Annotated in this window: 25 protein-coding genes; 8 read left to right on the top strand and 17 right to left on the bottom strand. The window is 62.4% G+C overall.

Annotated features, from left to right (window positions below; translation table 11 throughout):
• Positions 1-137 precede the first annotated feature (137 nt).
• The 5 genes from INHI_RS0110200 to tyrS form a co-directional block, all read right to left on the bottom strand.
• Positions 138-692, bottom strand: coding sequence for a sugar O-acetyltransferase (locus INHI_RS0110200; protein WP_027247582.1), 555 nt, complete (start codon positions 690-692; stop codon positions 138-140).
• Entirely contained in the window at positions 689-1,183 is a 495-nt protein-coding gene (locus INHI_RS0110195) for a GFA family protein (RefSeq protein WP_027247581.1), read from the bottom strand. The genes INHI_RS0110200 and INHI_RS0110195 overlap by 4 nt, the downstream gene beginning before the upstream one ends.
• 159 nt (positions 1,184-1,342) lie before the next feature.
• The gene (locus INHI_RS0110190) at positions 1,343-2,098 is read right to left on the bottom strand and encodes an SDR family NAD(P)-dependent oxidoreductase (RefSeq protein ID WP_014874246.1); all 756 of its coding nucleotides are present in this window, start codon (positions 2,096-2,098) and stop codon (positions 1,343-1,345) included.
• 72 nt (positions 2,099-2,170) lie between these two features.
• Positions 2,171-3,115 (bottom strand): GNAT family N-acetyltransferase, encoded by a 945-nt coding sequence (locus tag INHI_RS0110185; RefSeq protein ID WP_027247580.1) that lies wholly within the window; start codon positions 3,113-3,115, stop codon positions 2,171-2,173.
• A gap of 454 nt (positions 3,116-3,569) precedes the next feature.
• Positions 3,570-4,826 carry a tyrosine--tRNA ligase gene (tyrS, locus tag INHI_RS0110175; protein WP_027247579.1) on the bottom strand — a complete coding sequence of 419 codons (1,257 nt, stop codon included), beginning with the start codon at positions 4,824-4,826 and terminating at the stop codon, positions 3,570-3,572.
• A gap of 153 nt (positions 4,827-4,979) precedes the next feature.
• On the opposite strand from tyrS, the gene INHI_RS0110170 reads away from it, so the two are divergent.
• A complete protein-coding gene (locus INHI_RS0110170) occupies positions 4,980-6,152 on the top strand; it encodes an anhydro-N-acetylmuramic acid kinase (protein ID WP_027247578.1) in 1,173 nt (390 codons plus the stop codon).
• Positions 6,153-6,211: 59 nt separating this feature from the next.
• Here INHI_RS0110170 and INHI_RS0110165 read toward each other — a convergent pair whose 3' ends face one another.
• Entirely contained in the window at positions 6,212-6,643 is a 432-nt protein-coding gene (locus INHI_RS0110165; RefSeq protein ID WP_027247577.1) for a cupin domain-containing protein, read from the bottom strand.
• 75 nt (positions 6,644-6,718) lie between these two features.
• Between INHI_RS0110165 and INHI_RS0110160 the strand changes: the two genes are divergently transcribed.
• Positions 6,719-8,158: a protein adenylyltransferase SelO gene (locus INHI_RS0110160; protein WP_027247576.1), complete on the top strand. Its 1,440-nt coding sequence runs from the start codon at positions 6,719-6,721 to the stop codon at positions 8,156-8,158.
• 10 nt (positions 8,159-8,168) lie between these two features.
• Here INHI_RS0110160 and INHI_RS0110155 read toward each other — a convergent pair whose 3' ends face one another.
• On the bottom strand, positions 8,169-9,062 hold the full coding sequence (locus INHI_RS0110155; protein ID WP_199537867.1) for a DMT family transporter: 894 nt from the start codon (positions 9,060-9,062) through the stop codon (positions 8,169-8,171).
• A 176-nt stretch (positions 9,063-9,238) separates the two neighbouring features.
• On the opposite strand from INHI_RS0110155, the gene INHI_RS0110150 reads away from it, so the two are divergent.
• Positions 9,239-9,964: an endonuclease/exonuclease/phosphatase family protein gene (locus INHI_RS0110150; RefSeq protein ID WP_036767012.1), complete on the top strand. Its 726-nt coding sequence runs from the start codon at positions 9,239-9,241 to the stop codon at positions 9,962-9,964.
• A gap of 160 nt (positions 9,965-10,124) precedes the next feature.
• Here INHI_RS0110150 and INHI_RS0110145 read toward each other — a convergent pair whose 3' ends face one another.
• A complete protein-coding gene (locus tag INHI_RS0110145; protein ID WP_036767283.1) occupies positions 10,125-11,453 on the bottom strand; it encodes a DEAD/DEAH box helicase in 1,329 nt (442 codons plus the stop codon).
• A 379-nt stretch (positions 11,454-11,832) separates the two neighbouring features.
• Between INHI_RS0110145 and INHI_RS0110140 the strand changes: the two genes are divergently transcribed.
• The 5 genes from INHI_RS0110140 (at position 11,833) to INHI_RS21075 (ending at position 15,987) form a co-directional block, all read left to right on the top strand.
• Positions 11,833-12,246, top strand: coding sequence for a Fur family transcriptional regulator (locus INHI_RS0110140; protein WP_014879669.1), 414 nt, complete (start codon positions 11,833-11,835; stop codon positions 12,244-12,246).
• Positions 12,247-12,500: 254 nt separating this feature from the next.
• Positions 12,501-13,397, top strand: coding sequence for a DMT family transporter (locus tag INHI_RS0110135; RefSeq protein WP_027247572.1), 897 nt, complete (start codon positions 12,501-12,503; stop codon positions 13,395-13,397).
• A gap of 174 nt (positions 13,398-13,571) precedes the next feature.
• A complete protein-coding gene (eno, locus tag INHI_RS0110130) occupies positions 13,572-14,846 on the top strand; it encodes a phosphopyruvate hydratase (RefSeq protein ID WP_027247571.1) in 1,275 nt (424 codons plus the stop codon).
• Positions 14,847-14,911: 65 nt separating this feature from the next.
• On the top strand, positions 14,912-15,427 hold the full coding sequence (locus INHI_RS0110125; protein WP_014874257.1) for a carboxymuconolactone decarboxylase family protein: 516 nt from the start codon (positions 14,912-14,914) through the stop codon (positions 15,425-15,427).
• Between the two features lie 302 nt (positions 15,428-15,729).
• The gene (locus tag INHI_RS21075; protein WP_102874493.1) at positions 15,730-15,987 is read left to right on the top strand and encodes a hypothetical protein; all 258 of its coding nucleotides are present in this window, start codon (positions 15,730-15,732) and stop codon (positions 15,985-15,987) included.
• 210 nt (positions 15,988-16,197) lie between these two features.
• Here the strand turns inward: INHI_RS21075 and INHI_RS0110120 are convergent, their stop codons facing one another.
• The 9 genes from INHI_RS0110120 to INHI_RS0110080 form a co-directional block, all read right to left on the bottom strand.
• Positions 16,198-16,473, bottom strand: coding sequence for a glycine zipper 2TM domain-containing protein (locus INHI_RS0110120; RefSeq protein WP_014874258.1), 276 nt, complete (start codon positions 16,471-16,473; stop codon positions 16,198-16,200).
• A gap of 754 nt (positions 16,474-17,227) precedes the next feature.
• Positions 17,228-17,677 carry a GNAT family N-acetyltransferase gene (locus tag INHI_RS0110115; RefSeq protein WP_014874259.1) on the bottom strand — a complete coding sequence of 150 codons (450 nt, stop codon included), beginning with the start codon at positions 17,675-17,677 and terminating at the stop codon, positions 17,228-17,230.
• Positions 17,674-18,201, bottom strand: coding sequence for a GrpB family protein (locus INHI_RS0110110; protein WP_027247570.1), 528 nt, complete (start codon positions 18,199-18,201; stop codon positions 17,674-17,676). Before INHI_RS0110110 ends, INHI_RS0110115 begins: the two co-directional genes overlap by 4 nt.
• The gene (locus INHI_RS0110105) at positions 18,198-19,139 is read right to left on the bottom strand and encodes a nucleoside hydrolase (protein ID WP_027247569.1); all 942 of its coding nucleotides are present in this window, start codon (positions 19,137-19,139) and stop codon (positions 18,198-18,200) included. The genes INHI_RS0110110 and INHI_RS0110105 overlap by 4 nt, the downstream gene beginning before the upstream one ends.
• Positions 19,140-19,310: 171 nt before the next feature.
• Entirely contained in the window at positions 19,311-20,531 is a 1,221-nt protein-coding gene (locus INHI_RS0110100; protein ID WP_027247568.1) for a DegT/DnrJ/EryC1/StrS family aminotransferase, read from the bottom strand.
• 169 nt (positions 20,532-20,700) lie between these two features.
• Positions 20,701-22,011 (bottom strand): NAD(P)/FAD-dependent oxidoreductase, encoded by a 1,311-nt coding sequence (locus tag INHI_RS0110095; protein WP_027247567.1) that lies wholly within the window; start codon positions 22,009-22,011, stop codon positions 20,701-20,703.
• Between the two features lie 115 nt (positions 22,012-22,126).
• Complete coding sequence (locus INHI_RS0110090; protein ID WP_014874264.1) at positions 22,127-23,485, bottom strand: glutamine synthetase family protein; 1,359 nt, start codon at positions 23,483-23,485, stop codon at positions 22,127-22,129.
• Positions 23,485-24,165, bottom strand: coding sequence for a type 1 glutamine amidotransferase (locus INHI_RS0110085; protein ID WP_027247566.1), 681 nt, complete (start codon positions 24,163-24,165; stop codon positions 23,485-23,487). Before INHI_RS0110085 ends, INHI_RS0110090 begins: the two co-directional genes overlap by 1 nt.
• Before the next feature lie 93 nt (positions 24,166-24,258).
• Positions 24,259-25,578 (bottom strand): glutamine synthetase family protein, encoded by a 1,320-nt coding sequence (locus tag INHI_RS0110080; RefSeq protein ID WP_027247565.1) that lies wholly within the window; start codon positions 25,576-25,578, stop codon positions 24,259-24,261.
• Positions 25,579-25,737: the final 159 nt, after the last annotated feature.

Here is a 25,737-nt window from a genome sequence, read left to right as displayed (position 1 = left end):
GACCCAATGTTTCGCACGCGAAACATTGGGTCAAAAACGCTGCCGTAGTCGTTTGTAAAATATAAGTTTCTCCTGATTAGAGCCTAAGGCGGCGCGCGCCTGCTGCGCAACAGATCCGAGTTTTTACCCTGCGGATTCTAGCGAGGGAGCGCCCGCGCCGGATTGCCGACAACCGTCACCCCGGCCTCCACATCCCTTGTCACCACCGCACCAGCGCCGACGATGGCGCCATCGCCGATGCTGACGCCCGGCAGGATGATCGCGCCGCCGCCGATCCAGACATCGGATCCCAGAGTGACCGGATGGGCGATCTCCAACCCCTTGGCGCGCAAGGCTTTATCTTTGTGGTGTTGGGCGCAGTAGATCTGCACATTTGGCCCCAGCATAGAGCGGTCCCCAATGCGCACCGGCGCGGTATCAAGGATGGTGCAGCTCGCGTTCAGATAGACCTGATGCCCGAGCGTGATATTGATCCCATAGGCGCAGTGAAACGGCGCCTCGATCAGGCAGTTTTGTCCATGTTCAGCAAAGAGTGCAGCCAGCGGCGGGCTGAGAGGTTCGCTGGGGTCCGGGGCGCGGTGATTGTGCTGATGCACCGCCAGACGGGCCTGATGACGCAACACCGAGAGTTCGCTGTCTATGCAACAGTACCAGTCGCCCGCCTGCATCTTTTGCCGCTCAGTTTGGCTCATGCCGGGCCAGTTCCGGGTGAGGGCGGCGGGGGCGGTGCGATGGTTTTGGCATAATCGTCCATCAGATCCGCCAGCTCCTCCGCCGTGGTGGGGAAGCGGGCATAGCTGTGGGGGGCCGGGACCTTTGCCCAGGGCTGTTTCTCCTCGGTCATGATCTCGACGAAGGGGGTGAACCACGTCAGGTCATCCAGCAGGGAGGCACGCAGATTCACCCGCTCCGGTGCCGCCTTCAGGCGGGAGAGAACGAAGCTGAGGCAGCTCGGGCAGTAATAATGCTTGCGCTTTTCGCTGTGGAGGCCGCCCAGCACCAGCTCTCCCGTGGTGGTGACGGCATTTGCCGGAAACATGGCGGTCAGGGAATAGGCGCTGGCGGCAAGTTTCTGACAATCGCGGCAGTGGCAGGCCAGCGTCAGCAGGGGGAAGGCGGTGACATGCAGCTGTACAGCACCGCAGAGGCAGGCGCCGGTCAGCGGCAGGTTGGGCTGGGTCATGGGTCTGCTCCCCCTCGGCAAGGTTGTGCGACAGGCTAGCGGAGAATCCGGAGGCTGTCGCTGGTCAATTCCGTATTGCGCCGACAGGGGGGAGGCGGTGCCTCAAGGGGTGGTCTGCCCCTTGAGGTCTTAGTTTCGATACGGGTAACCGAGAGCGCCTCAGCGCATCCGCAGCGCGCCGTCGAGGCGGATCACCTCGCCATTGAGATAGCCCATCTCGACGATGAACCCGGCGAGACGGCCATATTCGGCAGGGTCGCCAAGGCGGGCCGGGTTGGGCACATCGGCGGCGAGTTGCTGCTGCACCTCTTCCGGCAGGCCCGCCAGCATCGGAGTCATGAAGATGCCCGGCGCGATGGTCATCACCCGCACGCCCGAAGAGGCCAGATCACGGGCCATCGGCAGGCACATGCCCACAACGCCGCCCTTGGAGGCGGCATAGGCAGCCTGACCTTTTTGGCCGTCAAAGGCCGCGATTGACGCGGTGTTGATGATGACGCCACGACCGCCATCCTCGGCCGCGTCACATTTGGCGATTTCCACCGCAGCCAGCCGGGCCACGTTGAAGGTGCCGACAAGGTTGATGTCGATGGTGCGCTGATAGGCATCAAGGGGATGGGCACCGTCGCGGCCCACGGTTTTGATGCCAAGGGCGATGCCTGCGCAGTTCACACAGGCGTTGATTTTGCCCATTTTCTCGCTGGCAAGCGCCATGGCGGCGGCAACCGACTCTTCGCTGGTGACATCGGTCTGGGCAAAATGCCCGCCGATTTCGGCGGCAACGGCGGCGCCGCGTTCGGCGTCACGATCCAAGAGAGTGACTTGGGCACCATTGGCGGCGAAATGACGGGCGGTGGCCTCACCAAGGCCAGAGGCGCCGCCGGTGATGACGGCGGCGGTTTGCGACAGTTTCATGAGCAGGGCTCCTCCCGGGGGTCTGTGCTATCGGGTTCATATCTGAACGTGTGTTCAGATAATCACGTCCCCCTAGCAGTGTCCAGAGAGCCCGGGGTTCATCAGCCGTTTGTCGAGCGCGGCCAAGGGGCGCAGCAGGCGCCCCAGCGGCGGCCAATAGGCCCAGGTGCCGCCCAGCTGGTGCAGCCGTGCGCCGGTGCCCAGCTTGAACCGGGCCAGACCGGCGGCGTCTTCGGTGTTGATCACCCCAAGGTCGAGCTGTTCGCAGCCCTGTTTGGCGAGCCAGGACATCGCCTCCCACATCAGCAGGTTATGGGCCGAGAGCGCCTTGCCCCGGTCGGTGGTATGGGCAATGTGGTAGGTTGCGCCGCGCCCGTGACGCAGAACAAGAATACCCGCAACGATCTCCTTGCCGTCATGGGCCTCGAAAATCTTGGCCATGCCTTTGTTTTCGCGTGCGTATGCCAGCGTCAGATCGACCGGCCAGTTGCGATAGCCCCGGCTGGATTGCTGCGCGGCATCTGCAGCAAAGATCCAGTGCCCCGGTGTCTGTGGCAGCGACTGACGGGTGATGCGCAGGCCCTGCTGTTCGCCGTGCACCAACCGGTTGCGCCATTTCTGGTGCAGATTGGCGCGCCGCTGGTCAGGGTCAGCGGTGAGGTCGACCAGGCCGACATGCGCGGGGCTGATCAGCGCCACGGCGCCGTGGCGGGCCAAGGCGGGGGTGGGTGTTTCAGGGGACAGGATGACAGGGGTGCGACGCAGGCCGTTTTCCTGCAATTGTTCCAGCAGGCGCAACGGTTTGTCGATACGGGCGCGGTTCACCATGGCCACGTTGATGCGTCCCCAGAGTTTGCGGCGCATCACGACCGTGTCTTTCAGCTGGCCAAGCACCAGTGGGTCTTTGCCTGTCGCCTGAAGCGCGCGGGCAAATTCTGCCGATTGCGGCAGGGCAGAGATGGTTTCGTCGCGAAGAATGGGTCGGGGCATGACATCTGCTGGTGTGAAATCGAACATGGCGCCATTAACCGCAGCGAAACCTAAATGATGGTTAATGGAGATATGAAAAATGCGAATAAAATTAGAAATCATCACGCACCGGCCCCAAGGATGACCAAAGCCGCCGCTCTGTTGGCAGCACTCGCCCTCTCCTTACCGGTTGGGCTGGTTCTGGTGCTGGTGGATATGCTGCTGCTGTGATGCAGGGTGCCTGTTGCTATTGCGGTCTGTGGCGACGGTGATCTGCGCAGGCCATTGGCAGATTGGCGCTGCCGCGCCGCGCGTTGCGCGGCGCTTGGCCCAACGGGCATTCCCATCCGGGATGGGAGATGACGGGCGGGAGCATCTTGTGGAGGATGCTGCGACGCCTATGGCCGGAGCAGGAACATCCTAGCAGGCCTTCTGATCGTATGAAAAAAGGGGACACAGTGGCCCCCTTTTCATGTCTTGTCTGTTGGCTGTAATCAGGCGGTTAACCGTCCAGCTGCACCAGCGCGTGGCGTTTTTTACCTGCGGAGAGTTTGATCGGCGAGGCCAGAGCGGCAGCGTCGATCATCAGACCTGCATCGGTCAGCGGCTGGTCATCGATCTTGGCGCCGTTCTCGGCGATCAGACGCTTGGCGTCCTTGCCGGATTTGGCCAGCCCGGATTTCACGATCAACTGCACGATGGAGATGCCATCGCCCACATCTGCCGCAGACAGCGCCAAGGTGGGCAGGTCGTCGCCAATGCCGCCTTTCTCGAACACTTCGCGGGCGGTGGCCTCGGCAGCGGCGGCGGCCTCGGCGCCGTGCAGCAGGGTGGTCACCTCATTGGCGAGGATCACCTTGGCGGCATTCACCTCGGAGCCTTCAAGAGCGCCCAGACGGTTGCATTCGTCCACCGGCAGCTCTGTATAAAGCTTGAGGAAGCGGCCGACATCGGCGTCGGTGGTGTTGCGCCAGAACTGCCAGAACTCATACGGTGAGAGCAGATCGCCATTGAGCCAGATCGCGCCGTTCTGCGATTTGCCCATCTTCTTGCCATCCGAGGTGGTCAGCAGCGGCGAAGTGAGGCCATAGATTTCATGGTCCAGCACCCGGCGCGTCAGGTCGATGCCGTTGACGATATTGCCCCATTGGTCCGAGCCACCCATCTGCAACACGCAGCCGTAGCGGCGGTTCAGCTCCAGGAAGTCATAAGCCTGCAAAATCATGTAGTTGAATTCGAGGAAGGACAGCGACTGTTCGCGGTCGAGGCGCGATTTCACGCTCTCAAACGACAGCATCCGGTTCACCGAGAAATGGCGGCCGATGTCCCGCAGAAAGGTGAGGTAGTTCAGATCGTCCAGCCATTCGGCGTTGTTGAGCATCATGGCGGCGTTACCCGCGCCGCTGTCATAGTCGATATAGGCGTCGAACACCTTCTTGATGCCGGCGATGTTGTCGTCGATCTGGGCGTCGGTCAGCAGCGGGCGTTCATCAGCGCGGAATGACGGATCGCCGACCTTGGTGGTGCCGCCCCCCATCAGGGTGATCGGTTTGTGGCCGGTCTTCTGGAACCAGCGCAGCATCATGATCTGGATCAGCGAGCCGACATGCAGCGAGGTCGCAGTGGCGTCGAAACCGATGTAGGCGGATTGGCCGGGAGTCATCAGCGCCTCGTCCAGGCCCTGATAATCGGTACAGTCGGACAGATAGCCGCGTTCCATCATAACTGCGATGAAATCCGATTTTGGGTGGTAGGTCATGATGTGCCTCGGCTTTTGAATTGCGCGCTGCTGTATAAAACGCAATTTGCACGGGGGAAAGCAGTGTGAACGGCTTTGCTGAATAAATTCGCTGCTGTATCCTTGGGGCCAAATCGGCGCGGCGCGTCCAATATCTCAGCAGGCAATATCAGCATGACCAGATCCAACCCTTCGGCGCGTTCGTCCGCGATTCCAAAAACCGGTGTTCTGCGTGCCCTTGGCACCATGAGCGGCACCTCGCTGGATGGGGTGGACGTGGCCATTGTCGAGACCGACGGCGTGGCGATCCATGGTTTTGGTACCAGTGCTTATCGCGCCTATGAACCGGTGGAACGCGCGCAGCTGGCCGCCGCGCTGGGGCAATGGCAGGGGCCGCAGGTGGAGGCCGCGGGCGAGATTGTCACCCGGGCCCATGCGGCGCTGTTGGCGCAGGTTCTGGCTGAGGATGCAGAGGCCGGGGCGGATCAGCGGGCGGTTGATGTCATTGGTTTTCATGGTCAGACGCTGGCCCATGCGCCGCGGATACAGGGCACCCTGCAGGTGGGGGATGGGGCGGCACTGGCGGCTGAGCTGGCAACGCCTGTGGTCTGGGATTTCCGCAGCGATGACGTGCGGTTGGGCGGTGAAGGCGCGCCGCTGGCGCCGTTCTTTCATTTTGCCTGCGCGAAATATCTGAAACGAGACAAGCCCCTGTGTTTTCTGAACCTCGGCGGGGTGGGCAATCTGACCTATGTCGATCCACGGTTTGAGGCGGCGGAGGATCCCGGGGCGCTGCTGGCGTTTGATACCGGGCCGGCCAATGCACCGATCAATGATCTGGTACAGGCGCGCTGTGGTCAGATGATGGACGAAGGCGGCGCGATTGCCCGGGGCGGTGTGGTGGAAACCGGCGCGCTGGAGTTGTTTCTGGCCGAGCCGTATTTTGCCCGGATGCCACCGAAGTCTTTGGACCGCAATGATTTCGCTGAGATGATTACGCTGGTGTCCGAGCTGACCGACAGCGATGCAACAGCGACCCTGACCGCCATGTGTGCAGCGGCGGTGGCGCAGGGGATGGAACATTGCCCGGAGCCACCGGAGGTGGTGCTGGTGACCGGTGGCGGGCGGCATAATCCGGTTTTGATGGAGATGTTGCGGGTGTCGCTGGATTGCCCGGTTGCCCCGATTGAGAGTGTCGGGTTGGACGGCGACATGCTGGAGGCGCAGGCCTTTGCCCATCTGGCGGTGCGGGTGGCACGGGGGATGCCGACCTCCTGTCCCGGCACCACTGGGGTCCGCGCCTGTGTCGGCGGCGGTGTGGTGAGCGTGCCGGGGGGCGAAGACTGAGGTCTGGCAGCCAGGAAACTTGGACGTTTCTTGACAAATGTCTTTGAAGACATTTGCGGCTAACCGCGCGGGATGTCGAAGCCCGGCGCGGCCAGCTCAAAGCCTTCGAACTGGAACCCGGGCGAGACGGTACAGCTGACCAGCGTATAATCTCCGGTGGTGCGGGCAGCCTGCCAGTGGCCTTCGGGGACGATCAACTGGGGTTCGCCCTCGGCCAGGTCGGGGGACAGGAGGTGATCCTGCGCCGGGCCATCATCGCTGGCGGAGAGCGACAACACCAGCGGCGCGCCGGCATGGTAGAGCCAGATTTCGGTTGCATCGACATGGTGCCAATGGCTGCTTTCGCCCGCCTTCAGCAGGAAATAGATGCAGGTGCCGGTGGCGCGGCCATTGTGGCTGTCGGCGTTCTCGGCGATCCATGTCTGGCGATAATAGCCGCCTTCGGGGTGGGGCTGGAGGTTCAGCCTGGTGATGATCTCATCGGCGGTCATGTCTCTGCTCCGTTTCTTCTGTTGGCTCTGGCTGTTGGCTCTGGCAATTTAGCATTTGCCGCATATGTTTGGGCCATGACATTGCACATCCCCTTTGACAATACATATGCCGCGCTGCCGCCGGTGTTCTACACGAAACAGGCACCCGTGCCGGTGAAGGCGCCGGAGCTGATTGCCTATAATGCTGCTCTTGGGGAGCGGCTGGGTATCACCGCAGGTGAGACAGCAGAGATGGCCGGGGTGTTTGCGGGCAACCGTGTGCCCGATGGGGCCGATCCGCTGGCGCAGCTGTATGCCGGGCATCAGTTCGGCAATTACAATCCGCAGCTGGGCGACGGCCGCGCGATTCTGCTGGGGGAGGTTGTTGGTTCGGATGGTGAGCGGCGCGATATCCAGTTGAAGGGATCGGGGCGCACGCCCTATTCGCGGGGCGGTGACGGGCGGGCCTGGCTGGGGCCGGTCCTGCGGGAATATGTGGTGAGTGAGGCGATGCACGCGCTTGGCATCCCAACCACCCGCGCGCTGGCAGCGGTTACGACCGGCGAGACGGTCTGGCGTGAAGAGGGTGGTTTGCCCGGCGCAGTGTTGACGCGGGTGGCCTCAAGCCATCTGCGGGTGGGAACCTTCCAGATCTTTGCCGCGCGGGGGGAGCAGGCGGCGCTGCGCCAGCTGACGGGCTATGCCATTCAGCGTCACTATCCGGAAGCTGACGGCCCGATGGGGCTGTTGCGGGCGGTGCGCGATCGTCAGGCGGAGCTGATAGCGGCCTGGATGTCGGTGGGCTTCATCCACGGGGTGATGAACACGGATAACTCGTCCATTTCCGGTGAGACGATTGACTACGGTCCCTGCGCCTTCATGGATGTGTATCACCCCAGCACGGTGTTCAGTTCCATCGACCGGATGGGGCGCTATGCCTATTCCAATCAGCCGGATATCGCGGTGTGGAACCTGGCCCAGCTGGCAACGGCGCTGATCCAGCAGGCGGAGGATCCGCAGGCCATGGTGGAAGAGGCGACCGAGATTGTGCATGGCATGCCCGCCCTGACCGAGGCTGCCTGGTTGCGGCGGTTCGGGGCCAAGATCGGTATTGCTGACGCAACGCCTGACGATATGGCGCTGATCACAGATTTGCTGACCCGTATGGCAGAAGGGCAGGCGGATTTCACCAATACATTCCGGGCCTTGCTGGAGGGTGTTGATCAGGGCGCTGGCAAGGTGCGCGATGAGTTTCTGGCACCTGAGAGCTTTGACAGCTGGGCGACCGGCTGGCGTGCGCGGTTGGCGCAGGAGGCAGACCCGGTGGCGGTGATGGCAGCGGCAAACCCGGTTTATATTCCACGCAATCACCGGATTGAGGCGATGATCGCCTCTGCTGTGGCGGGGGATTTCACCCCGTTTGAGCGGCTGAATACGGTGCTGTCGGATCCTTACTCTGTGCAGGCGGGGGCCGAGGATCTGCGCCGCCCTCCGGCGGCGAGCGAGGTGGTGAAGGCGACCTTCTGCGGCACCTGATGCTGCGTGGCTACTTGCGATTGATCAGCACGATGCCGATGGCGACCAGTGCCAGCGCGGCCCAGACCTGCGGGTAGATCACCTCGTCCAGTAGCAACCAGCCAAGGATGGCGGCGATCACTGGCGACAGAAAGCTGAAGGAGGCGACCGCATTCGCGCGGTAGATGCTGATCAGCCAGAGCCAGAGGAGATAGCCGAGGCTGGCAATGGCCACGGCCTGAAACACCACGCCAGAGATATGCAGCGCGGTGGGGTTGCGCAGGAGCGGGCCAAACAGCGGCGAGATCGCTAGCAGCACCAACGCCGAGGTGGCCAGCTGATAGGTCAGCTGACGTATGGGCGGGACATGGGCCAGTGGCGACAGGCGCGCGCAGAGGGCAATTCCTGCCCAAGCCAGCGTGGCCGCAAGCGCGAGAATATCGCCCAGTAGCGAGGCATCGCCGCTGCCCCGGTGCAGAACCGCCAGCACCACGCCGCCCATGGCCAGCACAAGACCCAGCATGCGCATTGAGTTAAGCTGCTCTCCGGGTAACAGAAGATGGCCCGCCAACGCCAGCCAGACCGGCATGGAGTTGAAGATAATGGTGACGCGGGACACTGATGATAGGTCCAGTGCGATGTAAAGGCAGACAAATTCGGCCGTGAACAACAGGCCTGACACCAGCCCCCAGAGATGGACGGAGCGCGTCCAATGTGTTGGCGTCGGCGCAGGCGCTGGGTTGCTGGCGCGCTTCATCTGGCCGCGAAAGGCGAGCCATGCGAGCAGCACTGCTAACCCGATGAGAGAGCGCAGGCCCGCCTGAAACACCGGGCCAAAGCCGCCGTTGGAGACCTTGATCACCACCTGATTGAAGCCCATCAGCCCGCTGAAGCCGATGAGCATTGCGGCTCCGATGCCGTCCATTGTGCGCTTTTCACTCATCGCGCCACAAGAGGCGGGGGTGGCAGCGGTGTCAAGGTGGCAAATCAGGTGTTTAGGCACTGCGGATCTGCCTTGCGGGGCTCTGGCCTGTTACCCGATTTTGGGTCATGCTGTGGCCCGTATCGCGCACCAGATTGGCAGCACATAAGGCAGGCGGAATGACGCAGGAACAGAGCAGGCAGCCCGGTCGGCTGCGCTTGGCGAGTTACAACATCCAGAAGTCTGTCGGGCTTGATCTGCGCCGCCGCCCGCGCCGGACCTTGCAGGTGATCGAGGGCACCGGGGCGGATCTGGTTCTGTTACAGGAGGCCGACAAACGGCTGCCGCCACGACCCGCCGCGCTGCCGCATTTCATTCTGGATGAGGCGGGGTGGCAGATTGTCGATCTGGGCGGGGCAGGGTCGCTGGGCTGGCATGGCAATGCGGTCATTTGGCGGGGCGATGGGATCGAATTACAGGACCATGGCCATATCCCCCTGCCGGGGCTGGAGCCACGCGGCGCTGTCTGGGCGCTGTTTCAGACCGGGCTTGGACCGCTCAGGGTGGTGGGGGCGCATCTGGGGCTGACCACCAAGGCGCGGCATGAGCAGGTACATCATCTGGCCGAGGTGATCGCACGAGAGCCTGCGCTGCCGACCGTGTGGGCCGGCGATTTCAATGACTGGTCACGCCAGCCAGTTCTGGACCATCTGGCGCCGGATCTGCGATTTGTGCCGCCGCGCCCGAGCTTCCCGGCGCTGCGGCCGATGGGCGCGCTGGACCGGATTGCGGTGAGCGCGGGGCTGGAGGTTGTGGACAGCGGTGTTTATCGGGCGCGGCCGGCGCATATCGCCTCCGACCATCTGCCGGTCTGGGCGGATCTGGTGGCGGCGGGTCAGGCCTAGGGACTGGGTAGACCATCTCGCTGCCGTGGTGGGCTGGCGGCGTAGCACAGAGCAAAGCCGGACAGATAGAAAAAGCCGGAGACGCGGAATGCGGCCCCGGCTTTATATTTGGGTTCAGCTGCGGCCTCGAAGAGAGGCGGCTGAGGTCACCCGGTCGGGCTTACTGGGCGCGGCGGCGCTGACCGCCGGCTTTGCCCTGTCCGCCACCTTGACCCGCACCCTGACCACCGCTGCGCGCGCCGCTCTGGCCGCCGCCACCGCCGCCACTGCGCCGCCGACGATGACCGCCGGGTTTGCCGCCGCCACCGGGTTTGCCACCACCGCGACGTCCGGCCGGAGCCTTTGCATCGGGCAGCACCTCCCACGGACGGCCGGACGCCACCGGGATATTGAGGTTCATGGTTTTCTGAATGGCTTTCAGTTCGCCCATCTCATCGGGCGCGCAGAAGGCCACGGCCTGACCATCCTTGCCCGCGCGTGCGGTCCGGCCAATGCGGTGCACATAGGCGTCGGGGACGTTGGGCAGCTCGTAGTTGTAGACGTATTTCACGTCGGGGATGTCCAGACCACGGGCGGCCACATCGGTGGCCACGAGGATCTTCACCTCGCCCGATTTGAACGAGGCAAGCGCGCGTTCGCGCTGGCCCTGGGATTTGTTGCCGTGGATCGCCGCCGCTGAGAACCCTGCTGCGGACAGCGTCTTCATCAGCTTTTCCATACCGTGTTTGGTGCGACCAAAGACCAGCGTGCGCTCGTCCTTGTGGGCGCCCAGCAGCTCCTTCAGGAGCGACAGTTTTTCAGCCTTGGCGATGAAATGCACCGACTGGGTGATCTTGTCTGCGGCTTTGCCGGGAGGGTTCACCTCGATCCGGACGGGGCTTTGCAGGTAGGAGTTGGCGATCTCGTTCATCTGCTTGGGCATGGTGGCCGAGAACAGCATGGTCTGGCGCTGTTCGGGCAGCAGCGCCGCGATTTTGCGCAGCGCGTGGATAAAGCCGAGGTCCAGCATCTGATCCGCCTCGTCCAATACGAGGAAGTCGCAGGAGCCGAGGTCCAGCGCGCCACGGTCGAGGATGTCCAGAAGACGGCCCGGCGTGGCGATCAGGATGTCGGTGCCGCGCGACAGGCGGCTGATCTGTGGGTTGATCGACACACCGCCGACAACCAGCCCGGTTTTGATCGGGGTGCCTTCGGTCAGGCCTTTGAGGTTGGCCGCGATCTGGTTGGCCAGTTCGCGGGTCGGCGCCAGCACCAGACCGCGCACGGTTTTGGCGGCAGGCTTGCGGCCATATTGCATCATCTGGGCAATCAGGGGCACGCCGAAGGCAGCGGTCTTGCCGGTGCCGGTCTGCGCCAGGCCCAGCACGTCCTGGCCGTTCAGCGCATGCGGAATTGCGCGTGCCTGAATCGGGGTAGGATCTGTGTAGCCCAGCTCAGCAATGCGGGTCAGGAGCTTTTCGGGCAGCCCCATGGTTGAAAATTCTGTCACGTCTCGTCCTTTCACAGCCGGGCGGGTGCCACGGCCGGTGCCGCCCATGCGTATGCCGGGCGGACTGTCGTTGGGGCAGGGACCTCGGGCGGACGGGCATCATGCCAGACCGCTGGTCGCTGCGAGTGCCCCACGCGTGATATTGGGAACGGTGGCATATCCTTAGGGTCGGTTCATTTGCCTGCGCACTCTGTCTGGCGCGGCCCGACGTCCTCTGCTCACGCGGCAGGGAGGGATGCCTGAAGCGGGAGATGGGCCTGTCGGCGGTGAAAGTCAATGGTCAATTGCCGGTTATTCTGCGCCAAAGAGTGTAAAAACCCGGTTTGCGCGGCCTGCGTCTTTGTATAAACAGGGACGCCACGCTGCATAGAGGACGACCATGAGCGAGACGATTATCTCACGCTGCGAAGCCATAGGTCTTCGGATGACAGGCCAGCGACGGGTGATTGCCCGCGTGCTGCAAGAGAGCGCCGATCACCCGGATGTCGAGGAGCTCTATGCCCGTGCCAGTGCCTTGGACGGGGCGATTTCGCTGGCCACGGTCTATCGCACGGTGAAACTGTTTGACGAGGCGGGCATTCTGGAGCGACTGGAGTTCGGTGACGGACGCGCGCGGTATGAGGATGCCGACCGGGAGCATCATGACCATCTGATCGATATGACCACAGGCGCGGTGATCGAGTTCTGCGATCCCGAGATTGAGGCTTTGCAGGAGAAGATCGCCGAAAAGCTGGGTTATGAGCTGCGGGGCCATAAGCTGGAGCTCTACGGTGTGCCGCGTAAGCGGGATTGAGCGCGGGCGTTTTCTTGTCCAAGAAAACGGGACGGAATTTTGAGGAAAAGTCCGATGCGCCACGGGGGCTGACGCGGGATGCCCATCACAGGGCGTGATGGCAGAGGTCACATGAAGTCATGGGGCAACGTCGCAAACGGAGTTGTTCGCTGTCGCTGGCTGATGTTTGCTGGCCGGATTGGCCGATGCTGCAGCTTTGATGCCGTTCATAGACCATTATGACGGGCACAAACCACCTTCACGGGACGATCACGATGAACAATGTTACAGGAATTTTGTTGGTGATCCTCGCCATGGCGGGGTTCTCGCTGGAAGATATGTTCATCAAGCAGCTCGCCAAATCGGTGCCCGTGGGTCAGATCCTGATGATGCTGGGCCTTGGCAGCGGCACGGTGTTTGTGATCTGGGCCAAGCTGCAGGGGCACCGGGTCCTGGCGCCGCGCAACTGGCGCTGGCAGCCGGTTCTGCGCGCCTCACTGGAGGCACTGGCGGCGGTCAGCTTTGCCTCGGCGCTGGCGGTGGTGGATATCTCCACAGTGGCGGCGGTGTTCCAGGCGATGCCGCTGGCGGTTACCGTGGGGGCGGCGCTGTTTCTGGGCGAGGACGTGGGATGGCGGCGCTGGAGTGCAATCCTTGTCGGATTTGCCGGGGTGTTGATGATTGTCCGGCCCGGCTTGGCGGGGTTTGAACCCGGTGTGCTTTTGGTGCTGATCTCGGTGGTGGCGGTTGCTGCGCGCGACCTGATGACGCGGGTGATGGACAGCGCTGTGCCCTCTGCCGTGGTCAGTTCGCAGGCTTTTGGGTCGGTGATCCCGGCCGGGCTGGTGATGTTGCTGGTCCTTCCCGGAGAGCCTGTGGCCCTGCAGGGCGGCCAATGGGGGATGCTGCTGGGCGGTGTGATCTTTGGCGTGCTGGGCTATTACGGCATCGTCACTGCGACCCGGATTGGCAATGCCGCTGTGATCACGCCGTTTCGCTACTCGCGGCTGGTGTTTTCGACCCTGATCGGCGTGCTGGTCTTTGCCGAGGCGCCGGATGGCATGACGCTGATTGGGTCAGCGCTGATCATTGGGTCCGGGCTATACACGTTCCTGCGGGAGCGGCGTCTGGCGCGGCATGCAGCCCGCGCGGCGGCGGTGGCCACGGCCTGAAGCGGCGGCAGCGAAAACCGGGGGCAATTGGTTGCGCAAACAGGCGCCTGTTAGCCCTAACCCCGTAAAATAAGTCACGTTAGCGATAACGCCCGTGGTTTACTTTTGCCCTGTGGATGCTATGACGCTGGCAAGAATTGCCGCAACCATTTGCCAAGATCAGGGACCCGAGTGATGAGCACCATTATCGATATCCACGCCCGTGAAATTCTGGACAGCCGGGGCAACCCGACCGTCGAGGTTGATGTCATGCTGGAAGACGGCACCATGGGCCGCGCGGCGGTGCCATCCGGCGCCTCGACCGGGGCCTATGAGGCGGTGGAAAAGCGCGACGGCGACAAATCCCGCTATCTGGGCAAAGGCGTTCTGGAAGCGGTAGCGGCAGTCAATGGTGAGATCGCAGAAGAGCTGGTCGGCTTTGACGCCTGCGAGCAGGTCGCTGTCGACATGGCGATGATTGAGCTGGACGGCACCGAGAACAAGGGCCGTCTGGGTGCCAACGCTATTCTGGGTGTCTCCATGGCGGTGGCCAAGGCCGCAGCCGATTTCACCACCCAGCCGCTGTATCGTTACATCGGTGGCACCTCGGCGCGTATGCTGCCGGTGCCGATGATGAACATCATCAACGGCGGCGAACACGCCGACAACCCGATCGACATTCAGGAATTCATGATCATGCCGGTGGCCGCGGAAAACATCCGCGACGCGGTGCGCATGGGCTCTGAAGTGTTCCACACCCTGAAGAAAGAGCTGTCGGCGGCAGGTCTGTCGACCGGGATTGGTGATGAGGGCGGTTTTGCCCCCAATATCGCCTCCACTCGCGAAGCGCTGGATTTTGTTCTGAAGTCCATCGAGAAGGCCGGTTACAAGCCGGGCGAGGAAATCTATCTGGCGCTCGATTGCGCGGCGACCGAATACTACAAGGACGGCAAATATGTGCTGTCCGGCGAAGGCAAGACGCTGACCTCTGCTGAAAACGTCGCCTATCTGGCAGCGTTGGTGAAGGACTACCCGATCATCTCCATCGAAGATGGCATGGGTGAGGACGACTGGGACGGCTGGAAGGCGCTGACCGATGAGCTGGGCGACAAGGTGCAGCTGGTCGGCGACGACCTGTTCGTGACCAATCCTGCCCGTCTGGCCGATGGCATTGCGCGCGGCTGCGCCAACTCCATGCTGGTGAAAGTGAACCAGATCGGCACATTGACCGAGACGCTGAAGGCCGTCGATATGGCGCATCGTGCGCGCTATACCAATGTGATGTCGCACCGCTCCGGCGAGACTGAGGACGCCACCATTGCCGACCTCGCCGTGGCCACCAATTGCGGTCAGATCAAGACGGGTTCGCTGGCACGGTCCGACCGGCTCGCGAAGTACAACCAACTGATCCGGATTGAGGAAATGCTGGGTGAGGTGGCTGAATACGCGGGCCGCTCTATCCTGAAATAAGAACAGAGGCCGGGGCGTGTTGCTCCGGCCTTTTTACTTTGTGTTTGTATCTGTGGTGTTTGACCATGCTTAAGAAGATTGCGCATTTCCTTATTCGCAGAGCGGAGCGCCGGGTTGGCGTTTCTCTGGATTACTCTCATGCGATTGCGGATGCTGATTTCGGCCTGCTGACGCGTTACAATCGGGTCTTCGGGTTTCTGGATCCCAACCGTCATGTGCCTGCGGCTGCTTATCACGCAGCGCGGTTGACAGGTGCGTTGAGTGCGGATTGTGGCACCTGTGTGGAGGCTGAGATCAATCTGGCGAAATCCGCTGGGCTGACGCCGGAGTTGATCCAGTCGATCCTGACGGGAGGCACGCTGGAACCGGAGCTGGAGGCAGTTGTGCGGCTCTCCGGGGCTGTCGCTGGTGCGCGAACGGATGATCCGGAGGCGCGGGAAATCGTGCGCGCGGCCTACGGCGAGGCGGGGCTGATCGAGCTGAGTTTTGCGATGAACGGGGCGGCCATGCTGCCGGGGATCAAGCGGGCGATGGGGTATGCCACGGCCTGTGATCTGCAACTGATGCGCCGCTTGGCCTAATGCGGCGCGAGCTGATGCGAGGCGACCCGATGCGATACGGCCTGGGGTCGCCGGAGGTGGTGGCTGAAGGCGGGTGTTGATCTGACGTCGGCTCCCTCCCGAAATACCATCCCAACTGACGCACGAGTGCGCAGGGACAGGAGATAGGCCTGTCGCCTGTTCAGCGTCGATCCGTGCTCATTTTTCAAATTATGTGCGAATAGCGCGCGTATGTGGCTTTGTTCACAGACGCGTGAGAATGGCTGTGGCAGTCTCTGGATCAGGCGCTACGGGGGTGGCGCTGGCTGAGGAGGGGGAAGACCATGCGAGTAAGACCACATCCGAAAGCCCGGCCAACCGTTTCGGTGACCAAGGCTGACGCAAAAGTGCCGGTGGCACCTGCTCTTGCGACGGCGGGTGCGGGAAGCTGGCTGCCTATCGGGATAGTTGTTGCGGTGGCGCTGCTGGCGGGATGCGCGGGACCTGGGCGCTATCCGCTGAGCGGGCAGACTGTTGGTATGAGTGATCCGGTTCTTAGCCTGTCGATGACACAGGGCGCGACTGTTGCCGGGGGGCTTTGACGCGCGCTGCCAAGGGGGATCGACAGCATCTGGGCCCTTCCTGTTCCAGGGGGCTTGCGCCGACGGGGGGCGCGGCTTTTTCAGCCGTTGGCGAATGGGAAAGACCCTGAGGGCGATTTGCTCTCAGGGTCTTTTTCGTGTGATTGGTTCCGTTTCGCATGGCATCGCTTCGGTGGCGGTCACGCGCGCGGAAGATAGGTTACGTGAACCTTATGGGCAGGCCGCCGTGTAATAGGTGCCGTCGCCGCGGGAATAGGCGCATTGGCGGGACTGGCTGTTCTGGGCCACCACGGTGCCCGCTGCTGCGCCGCCAAGGGCGGCGATGAGGCGCCAATCGTCATCTGCCTTGAGCGCATCGGCGGCGATCAGACCGGCGGCGGCACCACCGGCCACCCCGGCCACGGTGCGTTGTTCCGGAGTGAGGTCGGAGCAGGCGGAGACGGCCAGAGTGGCGGCGCTCAACCCGGCGAGAATATGCGTTTTCATGTGGTTTCCTTTCCTGTCTTATATGCGGTCCTGTTGATCTGGACACGCAGGGGTCGTTGCGGTCGTGGTGATCTTGCGGAGGGGAGTGACCTTATCTGTGTGGTCGCTGCCTGATTTGGGGTGGTCCCCGTCCGAGCAGAGACGAGGGACCACATTGCGCGGGGGGCGCGGTAGATTCGAATAAGTTCTATGGCGGACCAGAGCCACCTCACCCCTGGGGCGGCTCTGGTCTGTTGGCCGGGTCTCACCCCTGATTCCCGGCCGGTTTGGCCGATTATTGTGGCCGCAGCAGTGTGGATCCTGTCCCTCACGGCTCCCCTAAGCCGTTGTCGAGGGGGCGTATCCCGAAGGGTGACGCCGGATCCATGCTGGTAATTATGCCGTCGGCTTTGCCTCGGCGACCGCCCCGGTGGGCGGCCATATGCTGCGGCTTCTGCCGCTGTCTCAGTTGCGCTCCCAAAACTCTGGCAGCGCGCTCCCACACGTCCCACGGTGTGTTCAATTCCGGTCAGCGGTGCGGAAGAAGATGATGTTCTGTCGCCTGCTGTCTGAGAGAGAACGCACAACCTGCACATCGGTTCCCTCAGCGGGAAAAATCTTTTGGGAAAAGTTTCTGGAGGCGCGGGGGGGGGGCAACTGGACCTATGGGTCAGGCAGTGGCGTTGTGCCCGTAGGGGCGCCTGCCACGCGGCCGGGCGCAGGAAATGTTTTCCTCAAAACATTTGCCCCTGCCGCGGATGGCAGTGAAATGGGATCAGAGCTTGCGGCTCATCAGCATGTAGCGCTCGCGGGGTTCAAACCGGGCACGGGTATAAAGGCCGCGCGCGGTGTCATCGTTTTTGTCGACCTCAAGATGCAGCGCCTTGATACCGGCCTCAGCCAGGGTGCGGGGCAGGGCAAACAGCACCTCAGTGGCGATGCCGCGACCGCGCACGGGGGGACGAATGAACAGCTCATCCACAAACCCGTCCATGCCGCCAAATTCCACCGACCAGCTGAAGGTTACAACGATGTAGCCCACGGGTGCGCGGCTGGGGCCAATCAGATAGACCGCGCCATAGGGCAATCCCTCAAGCAGGGGTTCGATGGCCGCGCGGCGCAAACTGTCGTCCGAGGCGATGCCAGTCTCCTGATGAAAGGCGGCGACCAGATCCAGAACACGGTCCAGATCTTCGGGGCGGGCCAGATGCAATGCGGCACTCATGAGATTTCCTTTGTTGCCAGCGCGTTGATCGCGTGAGCTTCGATCTTTTGCACCCAGTCTGATTTGCAGTCACCATACCCATGCATGTCACCGGGATGCAGCGCGGCGCATTTGCCCTTGATCGCTGCGTAGCCTGCCCGCAGTGCGGCGTTGGCCCGCAGGGCGTCACGAAAGGCAATATGGCGCGTGATCTCGTCAGACCCTTTTACATAACAATGGGCCTGCACCCGGCGTTTTCCGGTCTCTGGATCATCGGCGCGGCAATAGCGCCGTCCGGGTAGGCCGAATTCACCCAGCCATTCGAACCCAAGCGCCTCAATGGTCAGGCGGGCGGTATCCATAGCGGCCTCGCTCTCAAAGACAGGTATCAGATCAATGATGGGTTTGGCGGGCAGGCCGGGAACTGCGGTTGATCCGATATGATGCACCTCAATCAGGCCGTATACGTCGCTGTCTGTCCAGCGGTCTGCTTCGGCCTTGGCCTGTGTCGGCCAGGTGGGATCTGGGGCAACGATCAGGCTCATAGCCGCGCCAATCGGGTGGTGATCAGGTCGAAGAAGCCGTCTGCATCCAGATCGCCCATAAACTGCGCATTGGCCGGGCGGTCGGTGACCCCCCACCAATCGGCCACGGTCATGCCCAATGTCAGCTCGGACGTGGTTTCCACCACCACATTGATCGTGCGGCCCGAGAACAGCTCTGGCCGGATCAGATAGGCAATAACGCAAGGGTCATGCAGCGGGCCGCCTTCGGAGCCGTATTTCTCCACGTCAAAGCGTTCAAAGAAATCAAGCATCTCGGCGGTGAAACGCGCCACTTTGGTATCGAGGGCACGGATCTTTTCGACGCGTGCGCGGGTGGCGAGCGCCTTATGGGTGACATCCAGCGGCATCATGGTGACCGGCACGCCTGAGGTCAGCACTGCGGCGGCGGCCTCAGGGTCGACATAGATGTTGAATTCCGCCGCCGGGGTGATGTTGCCGACCTCAAAATAGGCGCCGCCCATCAGCACGATCTCCTGCACGCGGTCCGCGATATCAGGGGCCTTTTGAAAGGCGGCGGCGATATTGGTCAGTGGCCCCAGCGGACAGAGGGTGACGGTGCCGGGGGCTTCGCGGCGCAGGCTGTCGATGATGAAATCGACGCCATGTGCTGCAGCCAGCGGCATGGTCGGATCCCACAGTTCGGGTCCGTCAAGGCCGGTTTTGCCATGCACATGTTCGGCGGTGATCAGGGGCCGTTGCAGCGGGGTGTCACAGCCTGCGTGCACCGCGACATCCGGGCGGCCTGCCACCTCGCAGACGCGGCGGGCGTTGGTCTGGGTCAGCGTTAGAGGCACATTGCCGGCAACACAGGTTATCCCAAGCAGATCAATCTCTTGTGGGCTGGCCAGCGCCAGCAGAATGGCGACAGCGTCGTCCTGTCCGGGGTCGGTGTCGATGATGATCTTGCGCGCGCTCATGGGCCTGTCCTTCTGGTCTTCGCGCTGACCCTCGCAAGGGGGGCGGGTAATGTCCAGCGGTGGCGCGGGCTGCGGTCGGGAATTCGCCGGTTTCCTCCCACCCGCACACTGAAAAAGGCGCGCCGAAGCATCCCGCGCGCCTTTGTGTCCGGTTGTGTATGGGGCCTGAAATCAGGCTGCTGCGGCCCCCATAGCGTCGGCCATCGCCGACAGCAGAACATCCGCGATCACATTGAGTTCGTCGCGTGTGAGGCGCACCGGCAGGCGTACATCGCAGGCCTGCATCAGCATCGCGCGTGTCTGCGGCAGCTCGGGGATGTCGCGCAGGAATTGCCAGTTCCAGAATGCACGGGCGTTGTCTTCGGAGAGGCCGAAGATCTGTACCTTGACACCCCGCGCCTCGGCGGCGGCGGCAAAGCGGTTGATCTCTTCGCTGCTCATATCAACCAGATTGAACTGGATCGAATCCGGCGCGCGCTGTTCTGGTTTCAGCGGGGCGGGCACGTCGATATGCGGCGAGCGGTTGAGCTGATCTGCCACATAATCGTGGTTCTTCAGCCCGTCGCGGACCCGGCGTGCCAGTTCCGGCAGTTGCGGACGGATCACCACAGCGGAGAGGTTGCTCATCCGCAGGTTATAGAGCGGCAGCTGGTTCTGCCATTTGGCAAAGGCCTGCTCCAGATCGCCGGTGTTGTCGCCGGGTGCGGATTTATGCTTCTTCCAATTGTGTTCGTAGGCACCGGACATGATCACGGCGCGGGCCACCAGATCGGCATCATCGGTGACCAGAATACCGCCCTCGCCGGCGTTGATCATCTTGTAGGACTGGAAAGAGAAACAGCCGATGGCGCCCAGCGTGCCGATATTGCGACCATGCCAAGTGGTGCCCAGCGAATGGGCGGCGTCCTCAATCACCGGAATGTCGCGCGCCTGACAGAGCGCCATAATCGCATCCATATCGGAGGTATGGCCGCGCATATGGCTGATGATCACCGCCTGCACATCGTTCAGCTTGGCCTCAAAATCGGCCATGTCGATGCGGTAGTTCGCGCCCACCTCGCACAGCACCGGCACGCAGTCGGCATGCACGATAGAGGAGGGGACAGCGGCGAAGGTAAAGCCCGGGATCAGCACGCGCGCATCACGGGGCAGATCCAGCGCTTTCAGCGACAGGAACAGGGCAGCCGAACAAGACGACACCGCCAGCGCGTATTTGCTGCCAAGGAGCTGGGCGAATTCTTCCTCCAGAAGAGCGACCGGCGCATCCTGCGGCGCGGTGTAGCGGAACAGATCGCCGGATTGTATCAACGCCTCAAGTGCTGTGCGCGCGGCCTCCGGGATGGGTTCTGCCTGATGGACATTCGGGACCTGCGAGGGGGATGTCTGGCTCATATTTCAAAATCCTGAAACTACCTTTCCAAAAACATAAAAGGTATGTGGGCAAATGCCAAGCACCCGCGGCAGGGGCGGCGGGTTTTGGCGGATAATTTCACGAAACTGTTGCTTTGGGCCTGTCAGGCGCAGGAGCGGCGCGCCGTTCTGGAGAGCGCGTTGCTGGATCTTAGATGCCCAGCCTGTCGCGCAGCGCATACCAGGTCATCGCCAGCGCCAGTAGCGGGCTGCGCATGGCAGCCCCGCCGGGGAAAGCGGGGGCGGGCACGCGCGCCATTGTATCGAACCCGTCTCCGTCGCCCGCAATGGCCAGCGCCATCAGCTGGCCTGCATGGGTGGCAGTGCCGACACCATGGCCGGAATAGCCCGAGGCGCTGAGGATATTGGGGGCAAGCCGGGCCAGATAGGGCATCCGCTTCATGGTGATGGCCAGGGTGCCCCCCCAGGCGTAGTCAATGTTCACATCGTGCAGATGCGGGAAAATCTCGGTCATTGGCTTGCGCACGGTGGCGGCGATATCGCTGGGGAACCGGTAGCCATAGCTTTCGCCGCCGCCGAACAGAAGGCGCCCGTCATGGCTGAGCCGGAAGTAATTCACCACAAATTTGCTATCGGCCACGGCCACATCACGGGCCAATACTTGTGCGGCCTCCTCGCCAAGCGGTTCGGTCGCGGCGATGAAATTGTTGATGGGCATCACCCGCGCGGCGACCTGCCGGTTGAGGCCGCCGAGATAGCCGTTGCAGGCCAGGATCAGATGATCGGCGGTGACGCGGCCTGTGTCAGTGCGCAGTCGGACCTGCGCGCCGGTCTCAATGTCCAGAACCTCGCTACCCTCGCAGATCTGCACCCCGGCAGCTGCGGCGGCGCGGGCCAGGCCAAGCGCGTAGTTCAGTGGATGCAGATGGCCCGCGCCCATGTCCAGCGAGCCGCCGACATAGGCGGGCGAGGGGCAGATGGCCTGCAATGCAGCCGCGTCCAGCGCGGTGATGTCGCCATACCCATAGCGGGTTTGCAGATGTTCGACATAGCGGTGCTCGTGGCTGACGTCGCTTTTAGAAAAACAGGCATGGGCAATGCCGGGTTTCAGATGACAGTCGATACCGTGGCGTGCGATCAGGGATTTCACCAGATCCTTGGCGTCTTCGGCCAAACTCCATAGTTTGGCGGCCTCCGGCTCACCCATCAGGCTTTCCAGCCCGTCTTGTTCCATGCGCTGACCGCTGCCCAGCTGACCGCCGTTGCGGCCCGAGGCGCCAAAGCCGACACGGTTGGCCTCCAGCAGGATGACCGACCGCCCGGCTTCTGCCAGATGCAATGCGGCAGACAGGCCGGTATAGCCGCCGCCAACGATGCAGACATCGGCGCGAGCCTCGCCCTGCAAGGGAGTAAAGGGCGCAAGCGGTGTGGCGGTGGCCGCATACCAGCTGTTGGGATAGGTCCCTTTGCGGTCATTGGAATAGAGTAGGTTCAATGCCATCACACACCTCAATCACCGGCAGGTGCTGCCCGATGCGGGCAAGCGCAACTGCCTGTCATCTTTCCATAAATACTCACCAGCGCTGAGGTCGCGGCGGACGCCAGCGCTGGCAGTGTTAGACGTTCAGCAGCAGATGCTCACGTTCCCAAGGAGAGATCACCTGCAGGAACTCGTCATATTCGGCGCGTTTCACGATGGAATAAACGCGGGCAAACTCTGGCCCCAGCACCTCATGCAGCGCGCTGGCCTCTTCAAAGAGATCCAGTGCCTGTCCCATCACCTGGGGGATATCACCGTCGCCGGCATAGGCGTCGCCCTTGAATTGCTTGCGCGGGCGTTCCTCGTTGACAAGACCCAGATAGCCGCAGGCCAGTGACAGCGCGATCCCCAGATAGGGGTTGCAGTCCATCCCGGCGATGCGGTTTTCCACCCGCCGTGCCTCCGGGCCCGAAAGCGGTACCCGGATCCCGGTGGTGCGATTGTCGCGCGCCCATTCCAGATTGATCGGGGCGGCCTGTTCCTTCACGTAGCGGCGATAGGAATTCACGTAAGGCGCCATCACCGCCAGACCGGCGGGCAGATGGTTCTGCAAGCCGCCGATGAAGTGGTAAAACGCATCCGTTTCCCCGCCCTGCGGACCGGAGAAAATATTGTCGCCGCTCTCCATGTCGATGATCGAATGGTGAATGTGCATGGCTGAACCGGGTTCATCAGCGATGGGTTTGGCCATGAAGGTGGCAAAGCAATCGTGCCGCAGCGCGGCCTCCCGGATCAGACGTTTGAAATAGAATACCTCATCGGCCAGTTTCACCGGATCGCCATGGCGCAGGTTGATCTCCAGCTGGCCGGCGCCGCCTTCCTGGGTGATGCCGTCGATTTCAAAGCCTTGGGCTTCGGCAAAGTCGTAAATATCATCGATCACCGGGCCAAATTCATCTACGGCGGTCATGGAATAGGCCTGACGGGCCGCTGCAGGACGGCCGGAACGCCCCATCATCGGTTCGATTTCACGCGCCGGGTCAATGTTGCGCGCGACGAGGAAGAATTCCATTTCAGGTGCCACAACCGGTTGCCAGCCTTTGTCATGGTACAGCTGCACCACCCGTTTCAGCACGTTGCGCGGGCTGAAGGGGATCGGCTTGTGGTCGCGGTCATAGGCGTCGTGGATCACTTGCAGGGTCCAGTCGCCGGTCCAGGGGGCAGCGGTGGCGGTGGACATGTCCGGTTTCAGAATCATGTCCTTTTCGATCCAGCCATCGTCATCCGCCGCCTCGGCCCAGTCGCCGGTGATGGTCTGGTAGAAAATGCTGTCGGGCAGGTGGAAATAATCCTGCTTGGCAAATTTGGACGCTGGCACCGCCTTGCCCCGGGCGATGCCCGGCAGGTCCGAGATGATGCATTCAACCTCGTCGAGACGACGGCCCTCCAGATAGGTTTTGGCAGCTTCGGGAAGGGTGTCGAGCCAGGCTGACATCAGGTCCTCTCTTTCTGGAAGAAGGCATTGAGGAAGGTTGCGATTTCCCCCGATTGGACGGGGTGGTGTAATTCGGTGCTGGCGGCATCCAGGATCGCATCCGGCACCACGCCGCGCCCGCGGCTGTCGATCAGACCGCTGACAAAGCTGCTGGCAAATTCCGGGTGCGGTTGCAGGGTCCAGATGTGGTCGCCATAGGCGAGGATGCCGTTCTTACAATGATCGTTGCCAGCCAGTACCCGCGCGCCTTCGGGCAGGGTGGTGACCTGATCCTGATGCCACGCATTGAGCCGCAGCGGCTTGTCGTCCATCTGATATGTCACCGGGCCAACGGCCCAGCCGCCGGCAAATTTCTCAACCTTGCCGCCAAGCGCCTGAGCAATGATCTGGTGACCAAAGCAGATGCCGACCAATGGCAGCTTGCGGGCGTGGATCTCGCGGATCAGATCCTCCAGTGGGGGGATCCAGTTGTGATCTTCATAGGCGCCATGTTTGGAGCCGGTGATCAGCCAGCCATCTGCCGCGTCAGCGCCGCTGGGGAAAATGTTGTCGACCACCGCGTAGGTGTCGAAGTCAAAACCGCCGTCGGCCAGCAGATTGCGGAACATCTGGTCGTAGTTGCCCGAGCTGTCGATCAGGTTTTCGGGCGCGTGGCCGGTTTGCAGAATGCCGATTTTCATGGGTCACCAAATTTGATCAAATTAAGCCTAGCCGAGGTCCGCAGCTCAGGCAAGCGCTTGATGCGGGGCGTTGTGGGCTTTGACAGGCTGATGTCATACCGCCTCAAGCCACGACAGCCAATGACTCTCTGCCGGGCGCTCGGCGAAGCCTGCCAGCTCCTGACGTTTCATCATCACCAGATTGCGGATCACGCGATCCGGCAGAATGCGGGCAATCAGGGGGTCGCTGTCGAAGAGGTCGATCGCGGCTTTCCAGTCGGGGGCCAGCTGTGGCAACCCGTCAATCTCATAGATGTTGCCCTCGGACGGGGCAGGCGGCGTGGCGCCATCTTCAATCCCGACAAGGGCTGCGCCCAAGACGACTGCGAGCATCAGATAGGGGTTGATATCGCCGCCTGCGACCCGGTGTTCGATGCGGCGCGCCTTTGGGCTGCCGCCGGGGATACGGATCGCGGCGGTGCGGTTTTCATAGGCCCAGGCTGCGCTGACCGGGGCATGGGCGCCGGGCACCAGCCGGTCGTAGGAATTGCCATGTGGGGCCAGGATCAGCGTGCTGGCGGGCATTGCGGTGAGGCAGCCGGCCACCGCGTTCATCAACAGATCTGAGCCGCGTTCGGTGCCGTCGTTGAATACATTGTTGCCGTCCTTATCCTCGACCGAGAAATGCACATGCATGCCATTTCCGGCCTCTTCGGCATAGGGTTTGGCCATGAAAGTGGCGGCAAAACCGTGTTTGCGGGCCAGACCTTTGACCAGCGCCTTGAACAGCCAAGCGTCATCGGCGGCGCGCATGGCATCCTGATGGTTGAGGTTGATTTCAAACTGGCCCAGACCGGCCTCCGAGATGGCGGATTGGGCGGGGATGCCCATCGCGTCTGACCCCTCGTAGAGGTCGGTAAAAAACGCATCAAAGGCATCCAGCTCCGCGACCGACAGGACCGACTGCTGATCCAGCTCGCGGCCTGTGAGCGGGTCGATGGGCGGGGCGGGCTGTGCGCCGCTGTCATCAAGCAGGCTGAACTCCATCTCGGTGGCGGCGACGACCCGCCAGCCGCGCTGTTGGTAGCGGGCCAGCACATCGGCCAGCACATGGCGCGGATCGCCCATAAAGGGGCGGCCGTCATCCCAGTACATCGCCATCGGGACCAGCGCGGATGGGTTGGCCAACCAGGGCATCGGGACGGCACCACGTTCGGTGGGCAGCATCACGCCATCGGCGTCGCCGGTCTCAAACACCAGCGGGTTATCTTCGACATCGCGGCCCCAGAGATCGACGTTGAGAGTGGAGATCGGCATCCGTGCGGCGCCATCTGCCAGCTTATCTGCCAGCCCCACGGGCATACGCTTGCCGCGCATCTGCCCGTTCAGGTCACAGGCGGCGATGCGGATAGTGCGCAGATGAGACAGATCCATCGGAGGCTCCTTGGTTGATTTCCCCATTACTAAAGCAGGATCCGCAAGACGCAAAGAAAATTTGATCAAAAGTTTTACCGGCTCGGTCAAACATACCGGCAAGGCAAAGAAAAAGGCGCCGTAAAGGGCGCCTTTTGGTTGCTTGGTTCCGGAGATCTG

Source organism: Phaeobacter inhibens DSM 16374 (genome assembly GCF_000473105.1).
Taxonomy (GTDB): domain Bacteria; phylum Pseudomonadota; class Alphaproteobacteria; order Rhodobacterales; family Rhodobacteraceae; genus Phaeobacter; species Phaeobacter inhibens.
This window is presented reverse-complemented; position numbering and strand designations above follow the sequence as displayed.